The 18,638-nt window shown below is 44.3% G+C and carries 17 protein-coding genes; 13 read left to right on the top strand and 4 right to left on the bottom strand.

Annotated elements, in window-relative coordinates:
- The first annotated feature begins 23 nt into the window (after positions 1-23).
- From GKR71_RS05620 to GKR71_RS05610, 3 genes are read left to right on the top strand one after another with little or no spacing between them, the layout of a single operon-like run.
- Positions 24-2,582 (top strand): DUF5682 family protein, encoded by a 2,559-nt coding sequence (locus GKR71_RS05620; RefSeq protein WP_036948007.1) that lies wholly within the window; start codon positions 24-26, stop codon positions 2,580-2,582.
- Entirely contained in the window at positions 2,575-3,735 is a 1,161-nt protein-coding gene (locus GKR71_RS05615; protein ID WP_036948005.1) for a VWA domain-containing protein, read from the top strand. Before GKR71_RS05620 ends, GKR71_RS05615 begins: the two co-directional genes overlap by 8 nt.
- Positions 3,732-5,801 (top strand): SWIM zinc finger family protein, encoded by a 2,070-nt coding sequence (locus GKR71_RS05610; protein ID WP_154634029.1) that lies wholly within the window; start codon positions 3,732-3,734, stop codon positions 5,799-5,801. Before GKR71_RS05615 ends, GKR71_RS05610 begins: the two co-directional genes overlap by 4 nt.
- A 48-nt stretch (positions 5,802-5,849) precedes the next feature.
- Here GKR71_RS05610 and GKR71_RS05605 read toward each other — a convergent pair whose 3' ends face one another.
- Positions 5,850-6,335 (bottom strand): MarR family winged helix-turn-helix transcriptional regulator, encoded by a 486-nt coding sequence (locus GKR71_RS05605; protein ID WP_036947999.1) that lies wholly within the window; start codon positions 6,333-6,335, stop codon positions 5,850-5,852.
- A gap of 84 nt (positions 6,336-6,419) precedes the next feature.
- Between GKR71_RS05605 and GKR71_RS05600 the strand changes: the two genes are divergently transcribed.
- The 3 genes from GKR71_RS05600 to GKR71_RS05590 all read left to right on the top strand — a co-directional run bounded on the left by GKR71_RS05600 (position 6,420) and on the right by GKR71_RS05590 (position 9,126).
- Complete coding sequence (locus GKR71_RS05600) at positions 6,420-7,298, top strand: EamA family transporter (RefSeq protein WP_154610126.1); 879 nt, start codon at positions 6,420-6,422, stop codon at positions 7,296-7,298.
- A gap of 69 nt (positions 7,299-7,367) precedes the next feature.
- The gene (gene alkB, locus GKR71_RS05595; protein ID WP_154610125.1) at positions 7,368-8,009 is read left to right on the top strand and encodes a DNA oxidative demethylase AlkB; all 642 of its coding nucleotides are present in this window, start codon (positions 7,368-7,370) and stop codon (positions 8,007-8,009) included.
- A 91-nt stretch (positions 8,010-8,100) separates the two neighbouring features.
- Positions 8,101-9,126 carry a threonine aldolase family protein gene (locus tag GKR71_RS05590; RefSeq protein ID WP_036947990.1) on the top strand — a complete coding sequence of 342 codons (1,026 nt, stop codon included), beginning with the start codon at positions 8,101-8,103 and terminating at the stop codon, positions 9,124-9,126.
- 46 nt (positions 9,127-9,172) lie between these two features.
- Here the strand turns inward: GKR71_RS05590 and GKR71_RS05585 are convergent, their stop codons facing one another.
- Positions 9,173-9,760, bottom strand: a complete 588-nt coding sequence (locus GKR71_RS05585; RefSeq protein ID WP_036947987.1) for a TetR/AcrR family transcriptional regulator — start codon at positions 9,758-9,760, stop codon at positions 9,173-9,175.
- A 111-nt stretch (positions 9,761-9,871) separates the two neighbouring features.
- Between GKR71_RS05585 and GKR71_RS05580 the strand changes: the two genes are divergently transcribed.
- The 4 genes from GKR71_RS05580 (at position 9,872) to GKR71_RS05565 (ending at position 12,796) form a co-directional block, all read left to right on the top strand.
- Positions 9,872-11,077 (top strand): MFS transporter, encoded by a 1,206-nt coding sequence (locus tag GKR71_RS05580; RefSeq protein WP_154599255.1) that lies wholly within the window; start codon positions 9,872-9,874, stop codon positions 11,075-11,077.
- 70 nt (positions 11,078-11,147) lie between these two features.
- Positions 11,148-11,606: a YaiI/YqxD family protein gene (locus GKR71_RS05575; RefSeq protein ID WP_036948314.1), complete on the top strand. Its 459-nt coding sequence runs from the start codon at positions 11,148-11,150 to the stop codon at positions 11,604-11,606.
- 110 nt (positions 11,607-11,716) lie between these two features.
- Complete coding sequence (locus tag GKR71_RS05570) at positions 11,717-12,364, top strand: homoserine/threonine efflux transporter (protein ID WP_108478125.1); 648 nt, start codon at positions 11,717-11,719, stop codon at positions 12,362-12,364.
- 21 nt (positions 12,365-12,385) lie between these two features.
- Complete coding sequence (locus GKR71_RS05565; RefSeq protein WP_154634028.1) at positions 12,386-12,796, top strand: hypothetical protein; 411 nt, start codon at positions 12,386-12,388, stop codon at positions 12,794-12,796.
- Positions 12,797-12,880: 84 nt separating this feature from the next.
- Here the strand turns inward: GKR71_RS05565 and mnmH are convergent, their stop codons facing one another.
- Entirely contained in the window at positions 12,881-13,975 is a 1,095-nt protein-coding gene (gene mnmH, locus GKR71_RS05560; protein ID WP_154610123.1) for a tRNA 2-selenouridine(34) synthase MnmH, read from the bottom strand.
- A 144-nt stretch (positions 13,976-14,119) separates the two neighbouring features.
- Between mnmH and GKR71_RS05555 the strand changes: the two genes are divergently transcribed.
- Positions 14,120-14,383 carry a DUF3811 domain-containing protein gene (locus tag GKR71_RS05555; RefSeq protein ID WP_132495964.1) on the top strand — a complete coding sequence of 88 codons (264 nt, stop codon included), beginning with the start codon at positions 14,120-14,122 and terminating at the stop codon, positions 14,381-14,383.
- 172 nt (positions 14,384-14,555) lie between these two features.
- A complete protein-coding gene (gene gss, locus GKR71_RS05550) occupies positions 14,556-16,433 on the top strand; it encodes a bifunctional glutathionylspermidine amidase/synthase (RefSeq protein WP_154599253.1) in 1,878 nt (625 codons plus the stop codon).
- Between the two features lie 71 nt (positions 16,434-16,504).
- On the opposite strand, the gene GKR71_RS05545 is transcribed toward gss, so the two are convergent.
- Positions 16,505-17,599, bottom strand: a complete 1,095-nt coding sequence (locus GKR71_RS05545; RefSeq protein ID WP_036947969.1) for a porin — start codon at positions 17,597-17,599, stop codon at positions 16,505-16,507.
- Positions 17,600-17,891: 292 nt separating this feature from the next.
- Between GKR71_RS05545 and GKR71_RS05540 the strand changes: the two genes are divergently transcribed.
- Positions 17,892-18,638, top strand: a complete 747-nt coding sequence (locus GKR71_RS05540; RefSeq protein ID WP_036947967.1) for a DUF4184 family protein — start codon at positions 17,892-17,894, stop codon at positions 18,636-18,638.

Here is an 18,638-nt window from a genome sequence, read left to right as displayed (position 1 = left end):
TGTCCCTATGAGAGACATCATCGGTGAGTTTATCAAACATCACATTGCCAGAACGGCTACAGCAGGCGCTTGAACAGTGGAAAATACTGGATGAGCAACAGCTCTATTTTGCGCCCGTTCGTCACCATAGTCCCGCCTGTGCTTATAGCGTATTGAGCTTAATTGAGCAGGTTAAGCCTGACTATGTGCTGATAGAAGGTCCTGACAGTTTTAACCCATTAATCGCGGGGTTATTGGATGTCGATACACGTCCGCCCGTGGCGATTATGGGGCAGACTACCCTGAAAAGTGCGCCTACTGAATCAGATGAAAGTGACGCTGTCACGCGATCGGCGTATTTCCCATTTTGTGAATATTCCCCTGAGTGGCAAGCGTTACGCGTAGGGCAGCAGCATCAAGCTCAACTGCGTTTTATTGATTTGCCGTGGACAGCACAGGTGGAACTTGATCTGGAAGGCGAAAGCCAGCATCAAAGCCTGCAACGGGAACGCTACCTTGCCCATAGCTTATTTATTGCTCAGTTAGCGAAAAAGTGTGGGTGCCGTGATCATGATGAACTGTGGGAACATTTGTTTGAGTTGCGCCCATTAACGTCGGTTGCCAATTGGGCTGATTTCTTCCGCGATACCTTTATTTGGTGTGCCTTGGCGCGTTTAGATTACGAGCCAGAAGTACTGGCTTCGGAGGGTTCAACTCAGCGTGAAGCCCATATGCAAGCGCACATTCAAACCATTAAAGCGGCAGAGCCAAACGCGAAAATTGTGGTCGTGACGGGCGGGTTTCATACCTTGGCACTGCTTGAAGGGCTTGGTAAAGCGGCGTCGCAGCAATTTAAACTCTCTTCCGAGCAACAAAAGCAATTTATGGCTCAGCAAAAGTTGGCAGACCGTGACAGCGCTTGGCTTATCCGTTATAGCTTTGACCGGCTTGATGCGTTAAATGGTTATGCCTCCGGCATGCCTTCGCCAGCCTTTTATCAAAAAGTGTGGGAAGGGTTGCTGGCACAACGCACTGATCAAGCTCAGCAAAAAATGACTGCTACCGCGGCTTATCGAAATCAGCTTGGTATTCAATTTTTGGCTTACGTGGCTGAAGTGTTACGGGAAAAGCAATTTGATGCAGCGCCAGGGTTTTTATCTGTTAAGCTCGCCGCAGAGCAAAGTCTGAGACTTGCCGTATTTCGTGGGCACACGGGCGCGGGTCGCTATGATCTATTGGATGGGCTGCAAAGTGCGTTTATCAAAGGCAGCTTAGATGAAAGCCAAGATGAACTGTGGCAGCAAATCAAAACCTGTTTTTCTGGTTTTACCTTGGGGCAGATTCCTAAAGGAACCATCACACCGCCATTGGTTTCTGAAACCTATTCATTGGCGAAAGGCTTTCGCTTCAAATTGGACGATACTTTAGCCAAAGTCAGCCGCTTAGATGTATACCGTAATAAGCAGCACCGTTTACGCAGCCGTTTTCTGCATCTTTTGAGTTTTTTAGAAATCCACTTCGCCAAACCGCTTTCTGGTCCCAATTTTTTTTCGGGCAACCAGCTGGATTTACTGTTTGAAGAGTGGCAATACGCGTGGACGCCAAATGTGGAAGGGGAGCTGATCGCGCTTTCTGAAAAAGGCACGCAATTAAAAGCCATTGCACTGAATAAAATTTTGGCGATGGAAAAGCAACTTGAAGAGCAAGGTGTCAGCCGTTCCAGCCAAAGCGCGGTGACATTGCTAATGCAAGCGGCATTGATTGGGCTTCATCAGCGCATTCCAACGTTATTTACGTTATTAGATAGCTATATTCAGCAAGATAGTCAGTTTGAATCATTGGTGACCTGTGGTCATAAACTGGTACACCTATGGCGCGGGCGTAGTTTCTTTGACCTCGAAGATGAAACGGGCATCAAACAGCGGATTGATAAAGTACTCTCCCAGGCCTTTTTCTGCTTAGATCAGGTGGCTCAAGGGGATGAACAGCAACAAGAACACTATTTTAATGCGTTACTGTCTTGCCGTGAATTAATCACCTTTATGCCTGAAATTAGCTGCGATATGGATTATTCCGCAGAATTTTATGCACAATTGAGCCGGTTGGATGGGCGTCTTAATCACGCACCGCTAATTAAAGGGGCGGTGGATGCTATTCGTTATCTTGGTGGTCAAATTGATGAATCGGTACTGACCGAGGAAATTCAGCGAACGTTCAGTTTAGGTAGCGACCCGGAACTGGCTATCGGATATTTCATTGGCATTATGCGTACCGCACCGGAATTGGTTGTGCGCTTACCCCTATTAATTGAGCTACTCAATGAACTGTTGAGTGAGTGGGATGATGGACGTTTCTTGCAAGTATTGCCGGATCTGCGCTTTGCGTTTAGCCAATTAACCCCGAAACAAAATGCGCAAATGGCGCGGGTGGTCGCACAAAAATTATCGATGGATACCCAAGATTTAACTCTCCATCAGACACAATTCAATCAGCAACAATTACTCCAAGCCATGGAACTCGAACAAAAAATTCAGCTTCAGCTTGAAAACCAAGGGTTAACTGAGTGGTTTTCGTTGCAAAATGAGGGGCTATCTCATGGATAAGCAGCCAGAAGATGCGCAATTAACCGAAGAACAACTTCAATTAGCGAAACGCTGGCGCCTTATTTTAGGCCAATATGCGGATGGCGCTCTGGGACAAGCGGCATTAAATGGTGATGAGCTCAAAATCGAACGGTCATTGGATTTTTTATATCGCCGTGAATATCAACGTCGCGGTTTACGCCAAGAAGGAGGCCGCCATGGCTCGCTAGATGCGTCCCAATTGACGGCGGTTAACTGGCTGAACCAAGCCCGTAAATTGTTCCCGAACAGCACCTTTGAGCGAATGCAGTCGCAGGCATTAGAGCGTTATGAAATTAGTAGTTTATTAAAAAGCCCGCAAGCCTTGAATGCAATGGAGCCCACCAAAGCCTTAGCTAAATCGTTATTAAGTTTACGCGGTAAAATGAGCGAAGATACGCGGGATGCGGTGAAGAATATTATTCGCAAAGTGGTGGATGATATTTTAAGCCAGATGCGAAACCAATTTCGCCAAGCGTTAACAGGGCGTCGTAACCGCTTTAAGCGATCGCTACTCCCTAATAGCCGTAATTTTGATTGGCGAGCTACTATTGCTGCGAATTTAAAGAATTATGATCAACAAAATCAGCGCCTAGTGATTAAAACCCCGTATTTTAACTCCCGCCAGCAACAGCATTTGCCGTGGGATGTGATTTTGTGCGTCGACCAAAGTGGCTCGATGGCGAGTTCGATTATGTATGCGGCGGTGTGCGCCAGTATTTTAGCGGCATTACCGACAGTACGTGTCTCTTTGGTGGTGTTTGATACCCAAGTGGTGGATCTCAGTCATTTAGCCCACGATCCGGTGGAAGTATTAATGACCGTGCAGCTCGGCGGGGGAACCGATATCGCGAAAGCGATGCATTATTGTGAAAGCTTGATCCGCAACCCGAAACGCACTGTGATTTCGTTGATCAGCGACTTTGAAGAAGGCGGGGCATTGAATAATCTGCTCAATTGCACCGAGCGCTTGAATAGCCAGCAAGTGAAATTGTTGGGATTAGCCGCTTTAGATGATGATGCATTGCCGGTTTATGATACGGAAATTGCCCAGAAGCTGGCGGATCGCGGTATGAGTGTGGCGGCGTTAACCCCAGAGCATTTTGCTCACTGGCTGGCTGAGGTGATGCAATGAGTTGGAAAACCGTTTATTTACATTATGATGACGACGCATTGGCCGTATTTGCCAACATCGGGTTGCTGCGCCGCGCCCGTAAGGATCTGGAAAGTGGTAAAGTTTCTCCGGTTTGTTTAGCGAATGGAACTTTTACCAGCGATGGTCAGCAAGTCACGTTAGATCCTCAAGGGGTGCAAAAAGCCAGCTGCGATTGTTCGGCCTCGGGTTGCTGCAAACATATTCTGGCCGCGGTGCTTTGGGTACAAACAAACAGCGATGAACAATCGATTGATTCTACAGAAGATAGTTCAGAATCTGTCGATATTGAACCACTATTACCCGAGTTGCTGGCATTCGATGTTCCCGCATTAATCAAGCAAAACAGTAAGCCAGATTGCCGCTTGGCAGTGAAGATCTTACAGGATTGGCAAGATCATGCAGTGATCTTGGATGACCAATCGAATCAGCTGAAAATCACGATCCCCAATTATGATGAGCCAATTATCTATATTCGGGGGAATGGCTTTCAAGGGATGCTGTCGTCATTACCGGAGAAGCAGCAAAAAGCCCTCCATTTGGCAGCGGTCGCTAAGGTATTTCTTCAGCATAACCAGTCGTGGAGTTGGCCTGATGATCTGATGCCTAACCGCGAGGTCACGCTAGCATTAAGTGACGATGAGCAAACGGTGATTGCGACTATCCAGCGTTTTATTCACGATATGCTGCGTCAGGGGCTTTCCCATATAAGCCAAAGCAGCGCCGCGCAATTGCATTTATTGAATATGTCGGCGCGTGCGGAAGGTTTGCCTCGCTTGGCGAATTATTTAAAGCGTTTAAGCTATCAAGTGAAATTATTAGCCCAGCGCCATTTCACGATGGATGAAGGACAAGTTTTGCGGTTTATCGCGCAAATTAGTGGCTATCTTTACCAATTAACTCACGCCAGCGACGATAAAATTGCGCAATTGCGCGCTTTTGGTCGTCGTCAATATGACAGTAAAACGGACATTCTCTCTTTGCTCCCAATTCATGCCGAGTGGTGGCAAACTCAAAGTGGCGCCATTGGGGGAACGTTTAGTTTTTGGGATAACCAAGAGAAAAAAGTGGTGCAGTGTAGCCAAGCACGCGCCAATACCCTCGACCCGAATTTCACCCGTCACAGTGTCTGGCAAACGCTAGCCATTTGGAAACAAACGGCAGATAACCTGATGCGCAGTGGTTTTGAATTGCACAATCCCCGCTTATCCGATGAGGGCAAACTTGCGGCTAGCGGCGATAGTTATGCAATCAGTCGCAGTGCAGTTAGCCAAGCGCCGCACATTTCATTCGATGATTACCAAGCATTGAAAAGTGAGCTGGGATTTGAGGATTGGAAAGCGGCAACGACCTATTTCAATGCGCTCACCGATGATGCTCAGTTTGAGCCTGCTGTGCTACATATCGATAGCTACGAACCGCTACATTGGAATGAAATCGAGCAGTGTGTCAGTTGGACTGTGCTGGATGGAAACCGGAATCGGGCATTTTTGCGATTAAATTGGCAAGGCACAGAAAATCACAAAATTGAAGAACTGCGTTTTATCACTCAGAAAGGTTGGGAAATTAGTGCGGTATCCGTTCAAGTAAGCGTCTCTCAGCAACAATTACAACTAACTCCGAAAACACTCTGGTTGAAAAAAGAGCAGGGTATTGAGCTGTTTTACCTCGATTTTGAATCAGTACCTCGTAAAAAACAGTCTTCCAAGTTTATGACGTCGATTGCTGAATATATGGCGAAAAAGCAGCAAGACCGCACAGCATTTGCGCCAGTGCCAACACTGGCACAGCAGATTACCCGTCCAATCTTGGCGGTATTGGAAACGCAAAGCTGTACAGGGCGCGCACAGTTATCCGCGAGTCAAATTGACGAGTTAAACTTTGTGGTCAGGACATTGCACGACTTGGGGATGTTATGGTTTGCTAAGCAACTGGTGCATTACGTAAAAAAGGAAAATCAAACCGCCGAAAATTTACTGCGCTTGGTGTATCTTTGCGACCAATTTGAGCGTTCGCAAAAATTGATGCCTTTTGAGTTGAATAGCTAATTTAGCTCGTAAAAATAGAGAGGGGAAAGGAATTCCCCTCTCTACATTTTATGATTCTAAATGGTTTAGAAACGTCCGTAGTAGCTGATTCAGCGCTTGTTGCTCTTCATTTGACAGTGATGCCACTAAACGAGATTGGTTTTCGGTATGGGCTGTCACTACGCGATTGATCAAATCCAACCCTTCAGTTGTTAAGCTCACCAAAAAACCGCGCCCATCATCAGGATTGACATGACGCGCCACATAACCGGCTTTCTCTAGCTGATCGATGCGATTGGTCATGGTACCGGATGTCACCATCAAGGTAGCAAGCATATCGCTGGGTGACAGTGTATAAGGGGAACCCGCACGGCGCAAAGTGGCGAGTACGTCAAAACTTGATCGGTTTAGACCAAATTTGGCAAATACCTTTTCCATTTCACGGGTCAGGTGATGGGCAACGTTACCTAAGCGACCAATCAGCCCCATGGCGCTGATATCAAGATCGGGGCGTTCACGTTCCCATTGTTGAGTGATTTTATCTATTCTATCCATAGGCAAATCATACAATAATCTATCTTGACGTCAAGGTAGTTTGAATTTATCTTGACCTCAAGATAAATCAACGTGAGCGTATTCATGAATAGATATTGGGTTCTATTTTTAACGGCATTAGCACCGATAGTTTGGGGAAGTACCTACTTGGTGACGACGGAAATGTTACCTGCGGGTATGCCGTTGACGTTAGCCATGCTCCGAGCCTTACCCGCAGGATTGCTACTTTTACTATTTTTACGCAAATTGCCTCAGGGGATTTGGTGGGGACGAGTACTGATTCTCGGCATTTTAAATTTTTCGCTATTTTGGTGGCTGTTGTTTATCTCCGCATACCGTTTACCGGGAGGTGTGGCGGCAACGGTGGGGGCGATTCAACCGCTGATTGTGTTATTCCTTAGCCGTTGGCTATTAAGCAGTTCGCTATCGAGTATTTCGATATTTGCCGCACTGAGCGGTATTTTCGGGGTAGCTATTTTATTATTGACGCCAAGTGCCGCGTTAGATTTAACCGGGATTATTGCGGGCTTAGCCGGGGCATTCTCTATGGCGGCAGGAACGGTATTAAGCCGTCGTTGGCAGCCTCCAGTCTCAGCATTAACCTTTACCTCGTGGCAATTAACCGCAGGCGGGTTAGTCTTACTGCCGTTTGCGCTGTTACTTGAACCTGCGTTACCTTCTTTGAGTTTATTAAATATCGCAGGTCTGAGTTATTTAACTTTGATCGGTGGCGCACTGACTTATGCATTATGGTTTCGTGGCCTCGCTATCTTAGGACCCAGTTCAGTAGCATCGCTGGGATTCTTAAGCCCGATGAGCGCCGTTATCCTAGGATGGCTGTGGCTTGATCAACAACTCAGCCCATTACAGTTACTCGGCATGTTGGTGATTTTACTCAGCGTCTGGGGTAGCCAAAAAGCAGAGCGTAAATTGGCATTGAAAAGGCAGCAACAAGCCGCTTAAATGGTCAGGGTGTCTTATATAGGTAGACACCCATTTTACTGAGTAGTGACAATATGTGTTGTGGTGACTATGTTATTTCCTGATGAAGAGAATATGATTGAGATTGCGCCAGACGCTTATTTCCTTAAAGGTTTTTTGCTTGGGCAAGGGGAGCCGTTATTAGCTGCATTGCATGAAGTGATTGCTCAAGCACCTTTGCGTCATATGGAAACCCCTGGCGGATACGCTATGTCTGTGGCAATGACCAATTGCGGTGATTGGGGCTGGGTTACGGATAATAAAGGCTACCGATATTCCTCTGTCGATCCGATGACTCTGCAGCCATGGCCCATGATGCCCGCATTATTTAAACAGTTGGCGATAAATGCCGCTGAAAAAGCTGGCTTTTCTCATTTTGATCCTGATGCCTGCTTAATTAACCGCTATGGTGTGGGGGCTAAAATGTCGCTGCATCAAGATAAAGATGAAGCGGATTTCTCCCAGCCGATCGTCTCCTTTTCACTAGGATTACCCACTATCTTTGATTTTGGTGGAGAGACGCGTGAGTCTTTACGTCAAGCTATCCCATTAGAACATGGGGACGTCTTGGTCTGGGGCGGACGTTCACGGCTCAATTACCATGGGGTACGACAAATCAAATCAGGCGTTCATCCTCAACTTGGGGCTTACCGTTTTAATCTGACATTTCGTCGCTCACAGCTTATGAAGTGACTCGTTTCTGCAAGCCAAAAAATATCATTGAATATTGAATAATATCCGCATATAACTGTTGGCTTGTTTTTAACTTAACGGTAGGTTGCCAATGTACAGCTTTATTAATGATTATAATGAAATAGCGCACCCAGCAGTGATGGAAGAACTCAATAGCTTAGCGGGTAAGCGTTTTGAAGGATATGGTACCGATACGTTATGTGCCAGTGTGGCTGAGCAAGTGAAACAGCGCATTGGACGCCCAGATGCAGATATCCATTTCTTTAATGGTGGTACTATCACCAATTTAACGACCATCTCTCATATATTAAGACCTCATCAGGCTGCTATTGCGGTAGATTCAGGGCATATCGCGGTGCATGAGACGGGGGCAATTGAAGCCACAGGGCATAAAGTTTTCACTGTTCCTTCAGCATCGGGTAAATTAACGCCAGCGCTGATTGAGCAAGTTTTGGCGCATCATACCGATGAACACTGTGTGCAGCCAAAATTGGTGTATATCAGTAACTCGACAGAGATTGGTACGGTATACCGTAAAGATGAGCTGGTTGCGCTGCGTAAAGTGTGTGATGAGCATGGTTTATGGCTGTTTATGGATGGTGCACGTTTAGCCTCAGGCTTAATGTCCCATGCGAGCGACGTAACGATTGAAGATATCGCTCAGTTGACGGATGTTTTTTATATCGGTGGCACTAAGATTGGTGCATTGACCGGTGAAATCCTGGTAATTTTAAACCCAAGCTTGAAATCTGATTTCCGCTTTAGCATCAAGCAAAAAGGGGGATTGCAGGCGAAAGGTTGGTTATTAGCGGCACAATTTAACGCACTGTTTAAAGATGACCTTTATTTCAAATTGGGTAAGCATCTCAATGATATGGCGATGCATTTAGCGGCATTCTTTACGCGACAAGGTTTTGAGTTCTTAGCGCCAGTTGAATCAAACCAAGTGTTTGTGGTGCTACCGGATGATTTAGCGAAGAAATTGTTGGAACATTACGTTTTAAGCAGTATGCCAGCGCCTGAAGCGGGTAAAACTTGTGTGCGTCTGTGTACTTCATGGTCCACAAGCGAACAAGATGTTGAAAAATTTATAAGCGTATTTAAGTCACTGCGTTAATTGCGTCATGAGTAAGCCCACTATATGGGCTTACTGTTATCAGCGATTATTTAGCAGGGAGTTTTAGTCCATTCAGTAGCATATCAATGCTAGCAATACTCTGTTTTAGCCGAATTTCACTCTTATCTTGCGCTATCCAGTAGGCCGCTTCGGATAAGCCTCCATTCAGTAACGCGGCGAGGGCGCGAGGCTCTACGTTGGCAATAACATTATCTTCTACCAGCTTGGCGATGATTTTTTCAATAGCGTCCGCACATTGTAAGTTAGATTTTGCAATGGCTTCTCCTAATACCGCTTTAGCATCTCGCAAAATAATTTGCTGATATTCAGGCTCTAGCGCCATTTCTAAATAGGCATGACAGCGTTGTTGAAAGCTTGACCACAAGTCATCGCTGTTGTCCGTAATTGTCTGTAAACGTTGGTTCATTTCAGCATCTATTTGTTCGACAACAGCCAAGAATAATCCTTGTTTGTCCCCAAAATGGTGATATAGCGCGCCGCGAGTCAATTCAACACTGGCAGTTAAATCATCCATTGATGTGTCTGCATAGCCTAAACGGCAGAAGAAATCCCGTGCCGTCGCCAGTAATAGGGCGCGAGTTTGTTCCATTTGGGCTTGTGTTCGTCTTGCCATAAAACCTCTTACATACATTGCGTATGATTATTTACATTCATCTCGTATCAATATATCATTTTTATACATACACACCGTATATATATTGAATTTTTATCATGGAGATACTGCATGCTGAGTCGATACCAACAACTTTTTCACGCTTCAGGAAGCATCCAATTCGCCTTAGCAGGGCTTTTGGCTCGCTTAGCGTTACCCATGATGGGGATTGGGATTATTACCATGCTGTCAATGTTGCAAGGAAGTTATGCACTGGCAGGTGGCGTTTCAGCCACTTTTGTGCTGACTTATGCCTTATTATCGCCGCAGATTTCTCGCCAAGTGGATAGCCATGGTCAGTTTCGCGTATTGCCGTTAGTGACTTTTATTAGTGTTCTGGGCATGGGGCTAATCGTGGCGTCTACGTGGTTAGGGCTCTCTTATATTTGGTTATTTTTAGGAGCATTTCTGTCGGGCTTTATGCCGAGTATGTCGGCGATGATCCGCGCGAGATGGTCGCAGATCTACAAAGGGGATCCGCTACTGCAAACGGCGTACTCGTTGGAAACTGTATTCGATGATTTGACATTTATTGCGGGACCTCCCTTATCCGTCGGGCTGACAGTGGTTCTGTTCCCACAAGCGGGAATTATGATTGCGGGTATTTTATTGCTGGTGGGAGTCTTGCTCTTAGTTTCTCAACGTAAAACAGAACCTGCCTTAGTCGATAAGCACCAGATGATGAGCGCGAAGGCGTCTATTTTGCGCCTGCCAAGTTTACAACTGTTGATTATTCTCATGATTTCGCTGGGCGTGATTGTGGGGACAGTGGATATTTTGAGTGTGACGCTGGCACAGATACAAGGGCAGCCGGCGATGGCGAGTTTAGTGTTATCACTGTATGCCATTGGTTCTTGTGTGATGGGGGTGGTATTTGGAGGGATGCGTTTATCAATGCCTTTGCCGCGTATGTTGCTAATCAGCGGGGTTCTGACATTGCTGTCGATTATTCCGTTGCTGTGGGTCGGGGGAATTTGGTCGCTGTCGATGGTGATGTTTATATCTGGGCTATTTTTTGCACCAACGATGATTATCGGTATGTCGCTGGTGGAAAATATTGTTCCCGATCACCGTTTAACGGAAGGAATGACATGGCTACTTGCGGGACTCAATATTGGCGTGGCATTTGGGGCGATGCTCTCAGGTAAAATGGTGGATGAGCTTGGAATTTATGCAGGATATTGGGTTGCTATTGCTGGCGGTATTTTGGTGGTGGTGTGCTCACTCATGAGTTACGGGCTATTGATGCGACAAGAAACGGCAGTTTGTTCCTCTTAAAAGACCGCGTCATGCTATTATGCTCACCATTAATTTTTAAAAGATGAAATAGATAGGTTATATGTCAATGATGGTGATTTGGGTGGATGCGGATGCATGCCCTAAAGTGATTAAAGAAGTGTTATATCGCGCGGCTGATAGAGAAAAAGTGCAAATTACATTTGTGGCGAACCAGCGTTTATCGGTTCCGCCTTCGATGTTTTTAAAAACTCTGCAAGTTCCCGCTGGGTTTGATGTTGCAGATAATGAGATTGTTTTACGCGCACAAGCCGGCGATTTAGTGATTACTGCTGATATTCCGTTGGCAGCGGAAGTCATGGAAAAGGGCGCGGTGGCGTTGAACCCTCGAGGTGAACGTTACAGTGAAGCCACCATTCGTGAAAGACTGACAATTAGAGACTTTATGGACACGATGCGAGCTAGCGGCGTGCAAACTGGGGGGCCTGCTAGCTTAAACCAACGTGATCGCCAACAATTTGCAAATGAGTTAGATAAGTGGCTGCTGCAACGTCGAAAATCGTTGGGATAGTGTTTTTAGTTCATTCGCATACGGTGGATTTTCAATAACCTGACGTAGGTTGCACCTCGATGGGTTATCCCTGTCTATAATAAAAAAATCCTCCGCTAATGTGAGACACCATGATGGATCCACTACACAGCATTCTGATTACCTTGTTTTTGTTTGTTTTGACCTTTTTTAACCCTGGTGCCAACTTATTTACGGTGGTTCAGACAACGTTAAGTTCAGGAAAAAAAGCCGGATTAATTTGTGGTTATGGGGTTGTACTGGGGGATGCGATTTATTCAGGGTTAGGGCTATTTGGGCTGGTGGCATTAATGACACAGTTTGAGTCGTTATTTTCCCTGATTAAGATTTTGGGTGGATTATATTTATTTTATTACGCGATCAGTGTCTTTCGAAATAAAACGCAACTGTCTCTTGCCACCGAAAAAAATACAGAAAATTTTCCAACAGGCGTTTATTTTCGTCGAGGGTTAATTGCTGACTTATCTAACCCACAAACTGTTCTATTTTTCATGAGTATTTTCTCTACTACGATTTCACCCTCAACACCGCTGTGGACTAAGCTTGTGATTTGGCTAGGAATTGTGGTGGCTTCTCTAATTTGGCGTATTATATTATGCCAGACATTTTCATTATCTTCTGTAAGACGAACATATTCCCGTATCCATAAAGTGATAGGCAAAGTGGTCGGATTGATTTTAGGCGGGTTAGCTTCTAAATTAATTTACCAAGGTATTACTGAGATTGCCTTTAAAAAATAAGCCTCACTGAAAGGACCATAAATGGGAATAACTGCATTGTATTTGGCGGCTGTGCTGACATGGATTGTTGCACTATTGCATTTTGCGTGTCTGGTTTGGGGTGCAGCTGGATTTAAGTGGCTCGGAGCAGGGGAACGGATCGTTAAACAGGCTCAAGAAGGGCATTGGTATCCACCATTTACGGCGATTTTTGTCGGCACGGTATTAACCATTTGGGGATTGTACGCATTCAGTGCAGCTCAAGGTTCTTTTTCTTTACCCTTTACTCAATCCATTCTAATTGCCATTGCTGCTGTATTTTTAATTAGAGTGGCGATATTTCCACTGATCAAAAGCCGCTTTAAAGGCAATAGCGACCTATTTTGGTATGTCAGTTCCGGGTGCAGCTTGATATTGGGGGCACTATTTTTAGTGGGTGCACTGTTACGCTAAACAGGAAGTACGTTAAACAGGCTTGGAAATGGTCAATAAGGTGACAGCGTCACCTTATTTTAATATTGAAGGATACGTGTAACATTATTGAGCGGTGGATTTTACCCACTCAGTGACTTCCTCAAATGTTCCTTTGAAAACAATTCGATCCTGTTTCTTGCTTAACTGATAGCGGTACATCGGATCATAATATTCATGAAGAAGTGGTGTAAGCCATGAGAAATGAACGTCTGTTTTTTCCGTTTTACGTTGAGCAATCAGCGCATCATCAAGGAGTTTAGTTAGTTCAATCGCTCGCTGGGAACCTAAACGTTTACGAATAGCATGTAGACCATGATGTAGGTATTCGCTGTAGGCATTCCAACCTTGTTCTTCACCAAATGCGGCAAGAAAATCGTGGGTCATTCGGTCAAAATATTCCTCTTTTAACCTTTCCATACGGCGCTCAATGGGGTCTTCAACCACCGCAATTGTTGCTGTTTCCATTGCTTGGCGTAGTGAATCTGGAAGGCTGTTCACGCCAATGGCTCGACCTTCATCTTCAAGCACCCACCGGTTGTGATTAGGAGCTTTTTTTAACATAGAAACCGCTAAATGGTTTTCAAACGTCGCCTGTGAAAATTGGGCTTCTAAAGTACGCCCAAAGGAAGAGCCTCGATGATGGGCAATACCTTCTAGATCAATACTATCTTCAAGGCTTTGAACTAATAGTGTTTTGCCATTTCCAGTGCAACCGCCAATCAATATTACTGGGCGTTGAGCGAGTTCGTTAATTGCATCGATGGCAGTTTGGCGTAAATTTTTATAACCCCCATTAATAAGCGGATATTCAATGCCCGCTTCTTTTAACCATTGTTGAGCAATATGGGAGCGCATTCCGCCGCGAGCGCAGCAAAGATAGCCTTCTGGGTTTTGTTGACACGCAGTTTTCCACGCATTAATTCGATTTTCACGTAATTCACCCGAGACTAATTGATACCCTAACTCGACCGCTTTGTCGGAGCCTTTTTGTTTATAACAGATCCCGACGGTGGTACGTTCATCGTCATTCATTAAGGGTAAATTGAGTGCCGATGGCATAGCGCCTTGTTGAAATTCAACGGGGGCACGAACATCAATGATTGGGGTGTCAGAAGCGAGGATCTGGCGAATTTCAGGTGTGGAGAGCGCTAATTCCATAATAAATAAAATGATTCATATCAATTCGGATTTCGATAAGGGCTACTATACTCCTAAATAGGGATGATGGCACCTTATCTGGGACGAAAAGAGAACGGAGTGCTATATTGGAAGTCGTCTTTCAACTTTCGAAGGAGTAATGACATGAAAACCCTAACACTGCAAGAGATGACTGAAACGCAAAGAATGCGGGTGAGGCAACGGCTGGCTCAAGAACGTAAAAGTTTAGGGCGCGAGTTGACCAATTCAGAAGAAAGCAAAGTCAAAAAATTGATCATTACCGAAATCTCGGCTGAAGTTGAAAAAGAAGCCAAAGCCTTAAGAACCCAAAAGAAAAAAGAGCGCGTAACAGGGAGCAATGCGACCTACAACTGGTCATCTAACAACCATACTCGCGGTTATCGCTAACAAAATTTTCTCATTAAATTCAAGATCAACACCAAAAAGCACCTATTAATAGGTGCTTTTTTTATGCCATGAAAAAACGCAGTGTTTTGACTATTACAAGCGTATACTGATTATTAGCATTCATATAATTGCAATTTAAATAATATCAGTGAGCTGTAATAGGAGTCTGATCATGACAGAAGAACATGAACCGTTTGGCACTTTACTTGGCTACGCCCCCGGTGGTGTTGCAATTTACTCTTCCAATTACAGTTCCATTCCCGATTTAGGTGAACGGGATGATATCTCTTTTCGCAGTTATATCAATAATGAATACATGGGATATAAATGGCAATGCGTTGAATTTGCTCGTCGTTTTCTTTATCTCAATTATGGCGTGGTGTTTACCGATGTCAGCATGGCGTATGAAATTTTCGCATTACGTTTTTTGCGCCATGTAGTGGATGACGGCATTTTGCCATTGCGCGCGTATCAAAATGGCAGCCAAATGAAACCCACCGCAGGAAGCTTACTGATTTGGGCGGAGGGGGGGGAATTTGAGCATACTGGGCATGTTGCGATTATTACCCAAGTTTTTGATAACAAAGTTCGAGTTGTTGAGCAAAATGTTCTACACCATAAACTCCCTGCGGGTCAGCAGTGGACTCGAGAGCTACCGCTAAACACTGATAATGGAAGTTATACGTTGTCTGATACATTCACCGATACCACGATCCTCGGTTGGATGATACAAACGGATAATAACCAGTATGCCTATAAAGAACCTGAAATTAATCCGCAATTGATGGAACTGCACGCGGCTCAGTTAGATAGCCAAGTTAACTTCAATCAACGCTGGTTAGATGAATCTAACCCGATTGAATTAGCCTATGTGAAGGCTAACCATGGGCATAAATTGAGTGCCAACCCCCACGAATATTTCACGATTTCCAGTACTGCCGAAAATCAGCTAATGCAGGCAACAAATGAAGTTCATTTGATGTATTTGCATGCGACTGAAAAAGTCCTCAAAGATGACAACTTACTGAAACTTTTCAATATCCCCGAAATTCTCTGGCCGCGTTTACGTTTATCATGGCAAAACCGCCGTCATGATATGGTGACGGGTCGCCTTGATTTTTGTATGGACCATCGTGGATTGAAAGTTTATGAATACAATGCGGATTCAGCTTCTTGCCATACTGAAACAGGGTTAATTATTGATAAATGGTCAAAAGTAGGCGGCATCAACGCGGGCTGGAATCCTGGTGAAAGACTGCAAGAGTTACTTACGGATACATGGAAACACACCACTGCAAAACCGTTTATTCACATTATGCAAGATAGAGATAGTGAGGAGGATTATCACGCTCTGTTTATGGCTCAATCCATTAAAGCGGCGGGATTTGAATGTAAAATTATCCATGGTTTGGATGAGTTAGTCTGGAATGAAACGGGTCAAGTGGTGGATGGTGAAGGGCAGGTGCTTCAATGTGTATGGAAAACATGGGCATGGGAAACTGCTCTGGAGCAGTTACGCCAAGAGAGTGAAAGTGACCTTTCTGGTTTACCTATCCGAACCGGTCATCCACATCATAATGATGTCCGGCTGATTGATGTGCTGTTGCGTCCAGAAATTCGTGTTTTTGAACCGTTATGGACAGTGATCCCTGGGAATAAATCAATTCTGCCGATTCTATGGTCACTGTTCCCGCATCATCCATATTTATTGGATACTGATTTTGAGATTAACGATGAGCTACGCCAAACGGGGTATGCCGTGAAGCCTATCGCGGGGCGCTGTGGTAATAATATTGGGCTAGTTGATCATCAAGACGATATTCTGGATGAAACTTGTGGACAATTTGCCCATCAAGAGAATGTTTATCAGCAATTATGGTGTTTACCGAAAGTGGCAGAACGTTATATTCAGGTCTGTACATTTACGGTAGGTGGGCATTATGGTGGTGCATGTTTACGTTCTGACCCTTCTTTAGTCATTAAGAAGGATAGCGATATAGAACCGCTTTGGGTGCTTGACGACGATGACTACCTGAAGCAAAATCAGTAAAAATAAGAGTAAAATCAAAGAAATGGCGCTATCTTTAATACTGAAAGATAGCGCCACTTTCGAGATCTAGATTAGAACTGGTACACTAAGCCCAGACCTAAGACATTATCCGTATTGATGTTGTGATCACGAGTAAACTCATTTTTATTCAATAAGTTAATTTTGTAATCAACGACAGCGGACATGTTGTTGTTGAACTCATAAGCTGCGCCAACAGCTACATATTTAACTAAATCTTTGCTGCCATATTCGCCGAGATCTTTCCCTTTAGATTGGTTGTAGCCAATTGAAGGGGTTAAGCCGAAATCTAAGGTATAAGTCGCAACAACTTCTAAGTTTTCTGTTTTATTGGCAACAGCTTCAGCATCATCTTCGCCATAGCGAGTTGCATTCAGTGCTTGGCCATACATCGCTGCGATGTAAAGGTCTTCCCACTCAAATTTACCCCCGACGTTCCACACTTGCGCGCGTTCACCTTTTGCTCCAATAGCGCCGTCACGCTGGCTTGGTGTACGACTTGAGTTTGCATAACTGCCCCCTAAGGTGACGCCGTAACCTAATTCATAAGCGGTGGATAAACCATAACCATCACCGTTATTTTTTAGTGCATCTTCACCAGAGGATTTATTTTGATCGCCATTCTTGCCTTGGTATTGCAGGGCGAAGCTTAAGCCATCAACATAGCCGAACATATTATTATTGCGATAAGTTAATAAGTTACGGTTACGTCCCATCATGAAATTATCTTCTTGATCCATGGTGTCCGCGCCCCAAAGTGGGAGAACATCAGTCCATGCATTGATATCGTAGTTCACACCATAATTACGACCGTAATCCAAAGAACCAAAATCAGCGAATTTTAAACCGGCATAAGCTAAACGGTTTTGGTTTTCATGATCACTTTCAGATTTATTGGTTGGAGTTTCCCATTCAAAACGACCATAACCTGTGAGTTGATCGTTGATTTGCGTATCACCACGGAATCCTAAACGAACGCGTGAATCATCACCATCTTCACCACTTTTTGAATCGGCAATATAGTGGCGAACATCAATTTGTCCATAGACATCAAATTTGTTGCCATCTTTGTTATAAACTTCTGCCGCGTTAGCTGCGCCTGCGAATGCCAGAGTTGTGATAAGTATTGCTAATTTATTGTATTTCATATAAAAACCCTTTAAATCACGTGTAAAACAGTTGATTTTGTTCATGGATGGGAAATAAACCGCGTATATTATCAACGTAAGGTATCAATTCAGGCAATATATAATTAAATGAGAATCATTCAATGAGTGGATTGCACTGAACTAAATATAATTACTCGCAAATTATTTCGTAAAATCGCTATTTGGGAAGTGCGAATGGAAGGCGGGGGTTTCAGGATAATCGTATAGTGAACTGGAACGGCAACATTTAGAATGTGATGCATCCCAAATGATCATAGAAGGATAATAATTGATGCCATGGACGTTTTCTCATCCTGCAGTTGTGTTTCCTATTAAGCATTCTTTCTTGGGAAAATGGCTAAGTTTGCCTGCGATGATCCTTGGGAGTTTGAGCCCAGACTTATTATATTCGTTTGGATTGTATCGATTAGCATCAGAAGCCCATCGTATTGTGGGATGGCTATCTATTGGATTACCTCTTTGCTTTATTATTTATGTCATTATTCTGAAGCTGGCTTCGCCATTATCAACCGTTATACCTTTTGCGATTAAAAAAACGCAGGGTTGGTCTATCCGAAATATTTGTATTCTCGCTATATCTTTCTTTATTGGCGCATTAACGCACATTGTTTGGGATTCTTTTACGCATGATACAGGCACGATGGTGCGGTCATGGTCATTTTTACAGTTCAACCTCACCATGACGGATAAACAAGAAATTGCTATTTATAAAATTTTGCAGCATTCCGGATCATTATTAGGTTTGCTCTATTTAAGTTATCAATATTGGCGATATCATCGAAAACAGCCAAAAATACAGCAGCACATTGATAACCAAAAACTCAAAAAAATAATGGGTATAGGTGTTGTTTCCGCGCTATTCGCGCTACCTATTGCCTATTATCTCACACCGAAATTACCCAATTTTCACTTTAACCGCTTCGTTTATTTAGAACTTACCATGATGGTGCCATTTTTCTTTGGTGGTTTAGTTACTTATGGGATTTGGACATTTTACCGTCAATGCCGCTTACGTTAA

It is taken from the genome of Providencia sp. wls1922 (assembly GCF_009706505.1).
Classification (GTDB): domain Bacteria; phylum Pseudomonadota; class Gammaproteobacteria; order Enterobacterales; family Enterobacteriaceae; genus Providencia; species Providencia lanzhouensis.
The sequence above is the reverse complement of the archived record's forward strand: the minus strand, read 5'-3'. Positions and strand labels throughout refer to the sequence as shown.

What these genes read in the sequence shown, in the direction of transcription:
- GKR71_RS05540 (WP_036947967.1), top strand. Translation starts at nt 17,892, where the DNA reads ATGCCATGGACGTTTTCTCATCCTGCAGTTGTGTTTCCTATTAAGCAT.
- GKR71_RS05590 (WP_036947990.1), top strand. Translation starts at nt 8,101, where the DNA reads ATGTACAGCTTTATTAATGATTATAATGAAATAGCGCACCCAGCAGTG.
- GKR71_RS05605 (WP_036947999.1), bottom strand. Translation starts at nt 6,335, where the DNA reads ATGGATAGAATAGATAAAATCACTCAACAATGGGAACGTGAACGCCCC.
- mnmH (WP_154610123.1), bottom strand. Translation starts at nt 13,975, where the DNA reads ATGGAATTAGCGCTCTCCACACCTGAAATTCGCCAGATCCTCGCTTCT.
- GKR71_RS05545 (WP_036947969.1), bottom strand. Translation starts at nt 17,599, where the DNA reads ATGAAATACAATAAATTAGCAATACTTATCACAACTCTGGCATTCGCA.
- GKR71_RS05565 (WP_154634028.1), top strand. Translation starts at nt 12,386, where the DNA reads ATGGGAATAACTGCATTGTATTTGGCGGCTGTGCTGACATGGATTGTT.
- GKR71_RS05580 (WP_154599255.1), top strand. Translation starts at nt 9,872, where the DNA reads ATGCTGAGTCGATACCAACAACTTTTTCACGCTTCAGGAAGCATCCAA.
- GKR71_RS05570 (WP_108478125.1), top strand. Translation starts at nt 11,717, where the DNA reads ATGATGGATCCACTACACAGCATTCTGATTACCTTGTTTTTGTTTGTT.
- GKR71_RS05575 (WP_036948314.1), top strand. Translation starts at nt 11,148, where the DNA reads ATGGTGATTTGGGTGGATGCGGATGCATGCCCTAAAGTGATTAAAGAA.
- gss (WP_154599253.1), top strand. Translation starts at nt 14,556, where the DNA reads ATGACAGAAGAACATGAACCGTTTGGCACTTTACTTGGCTACGCCCCC.
- GKR71_RS05555 (WP_132495964.1), top strand. Translation starts at nt 14,120, where the DNA reads ATGAAAACCCTAACACTGCAAGAGATGACTGAAACGCAAAGAATGCGG.
- alkB (WP_154610125.1), top strand. Translation starts at nt 7,368, where the DNA reads ATGTTATTTCCTGATGAAGAGAATATGATTGAGATTGCGCCAGACGCT.
- GKR71_RS05600 (WP_154610126.1), top strand. Translation starts at nt 6,420, where the DNA reads ATGAATAGATATTGGGTTCTATTTTTAACGGCATTAGCACCGATAGTT.
- GKR71_RS05610 (WP_154634029.1), top strand. Translation starts at nt 3,732, where the DNA reads ATGAGTTGGAAAACCGTTTATTTACATTATGATGACGACGCATTGGCC.
- GKR71_RS05615 (WP_036948005.1), top strand. Translation starts at nt 2,575, where the DNA reads ATGGATAAGCAGCCAGAAGATGCGCAATTAACCGAAGAACAACTTCAA.
- GKR71_RS05585 (WP_036947987.1), bottom strand. Translation starts at nt 9,760, where the DNA reads ATGGCAAGACGAACACAAGCCCAAATGGAACAAACTCGCGCCCTATTA.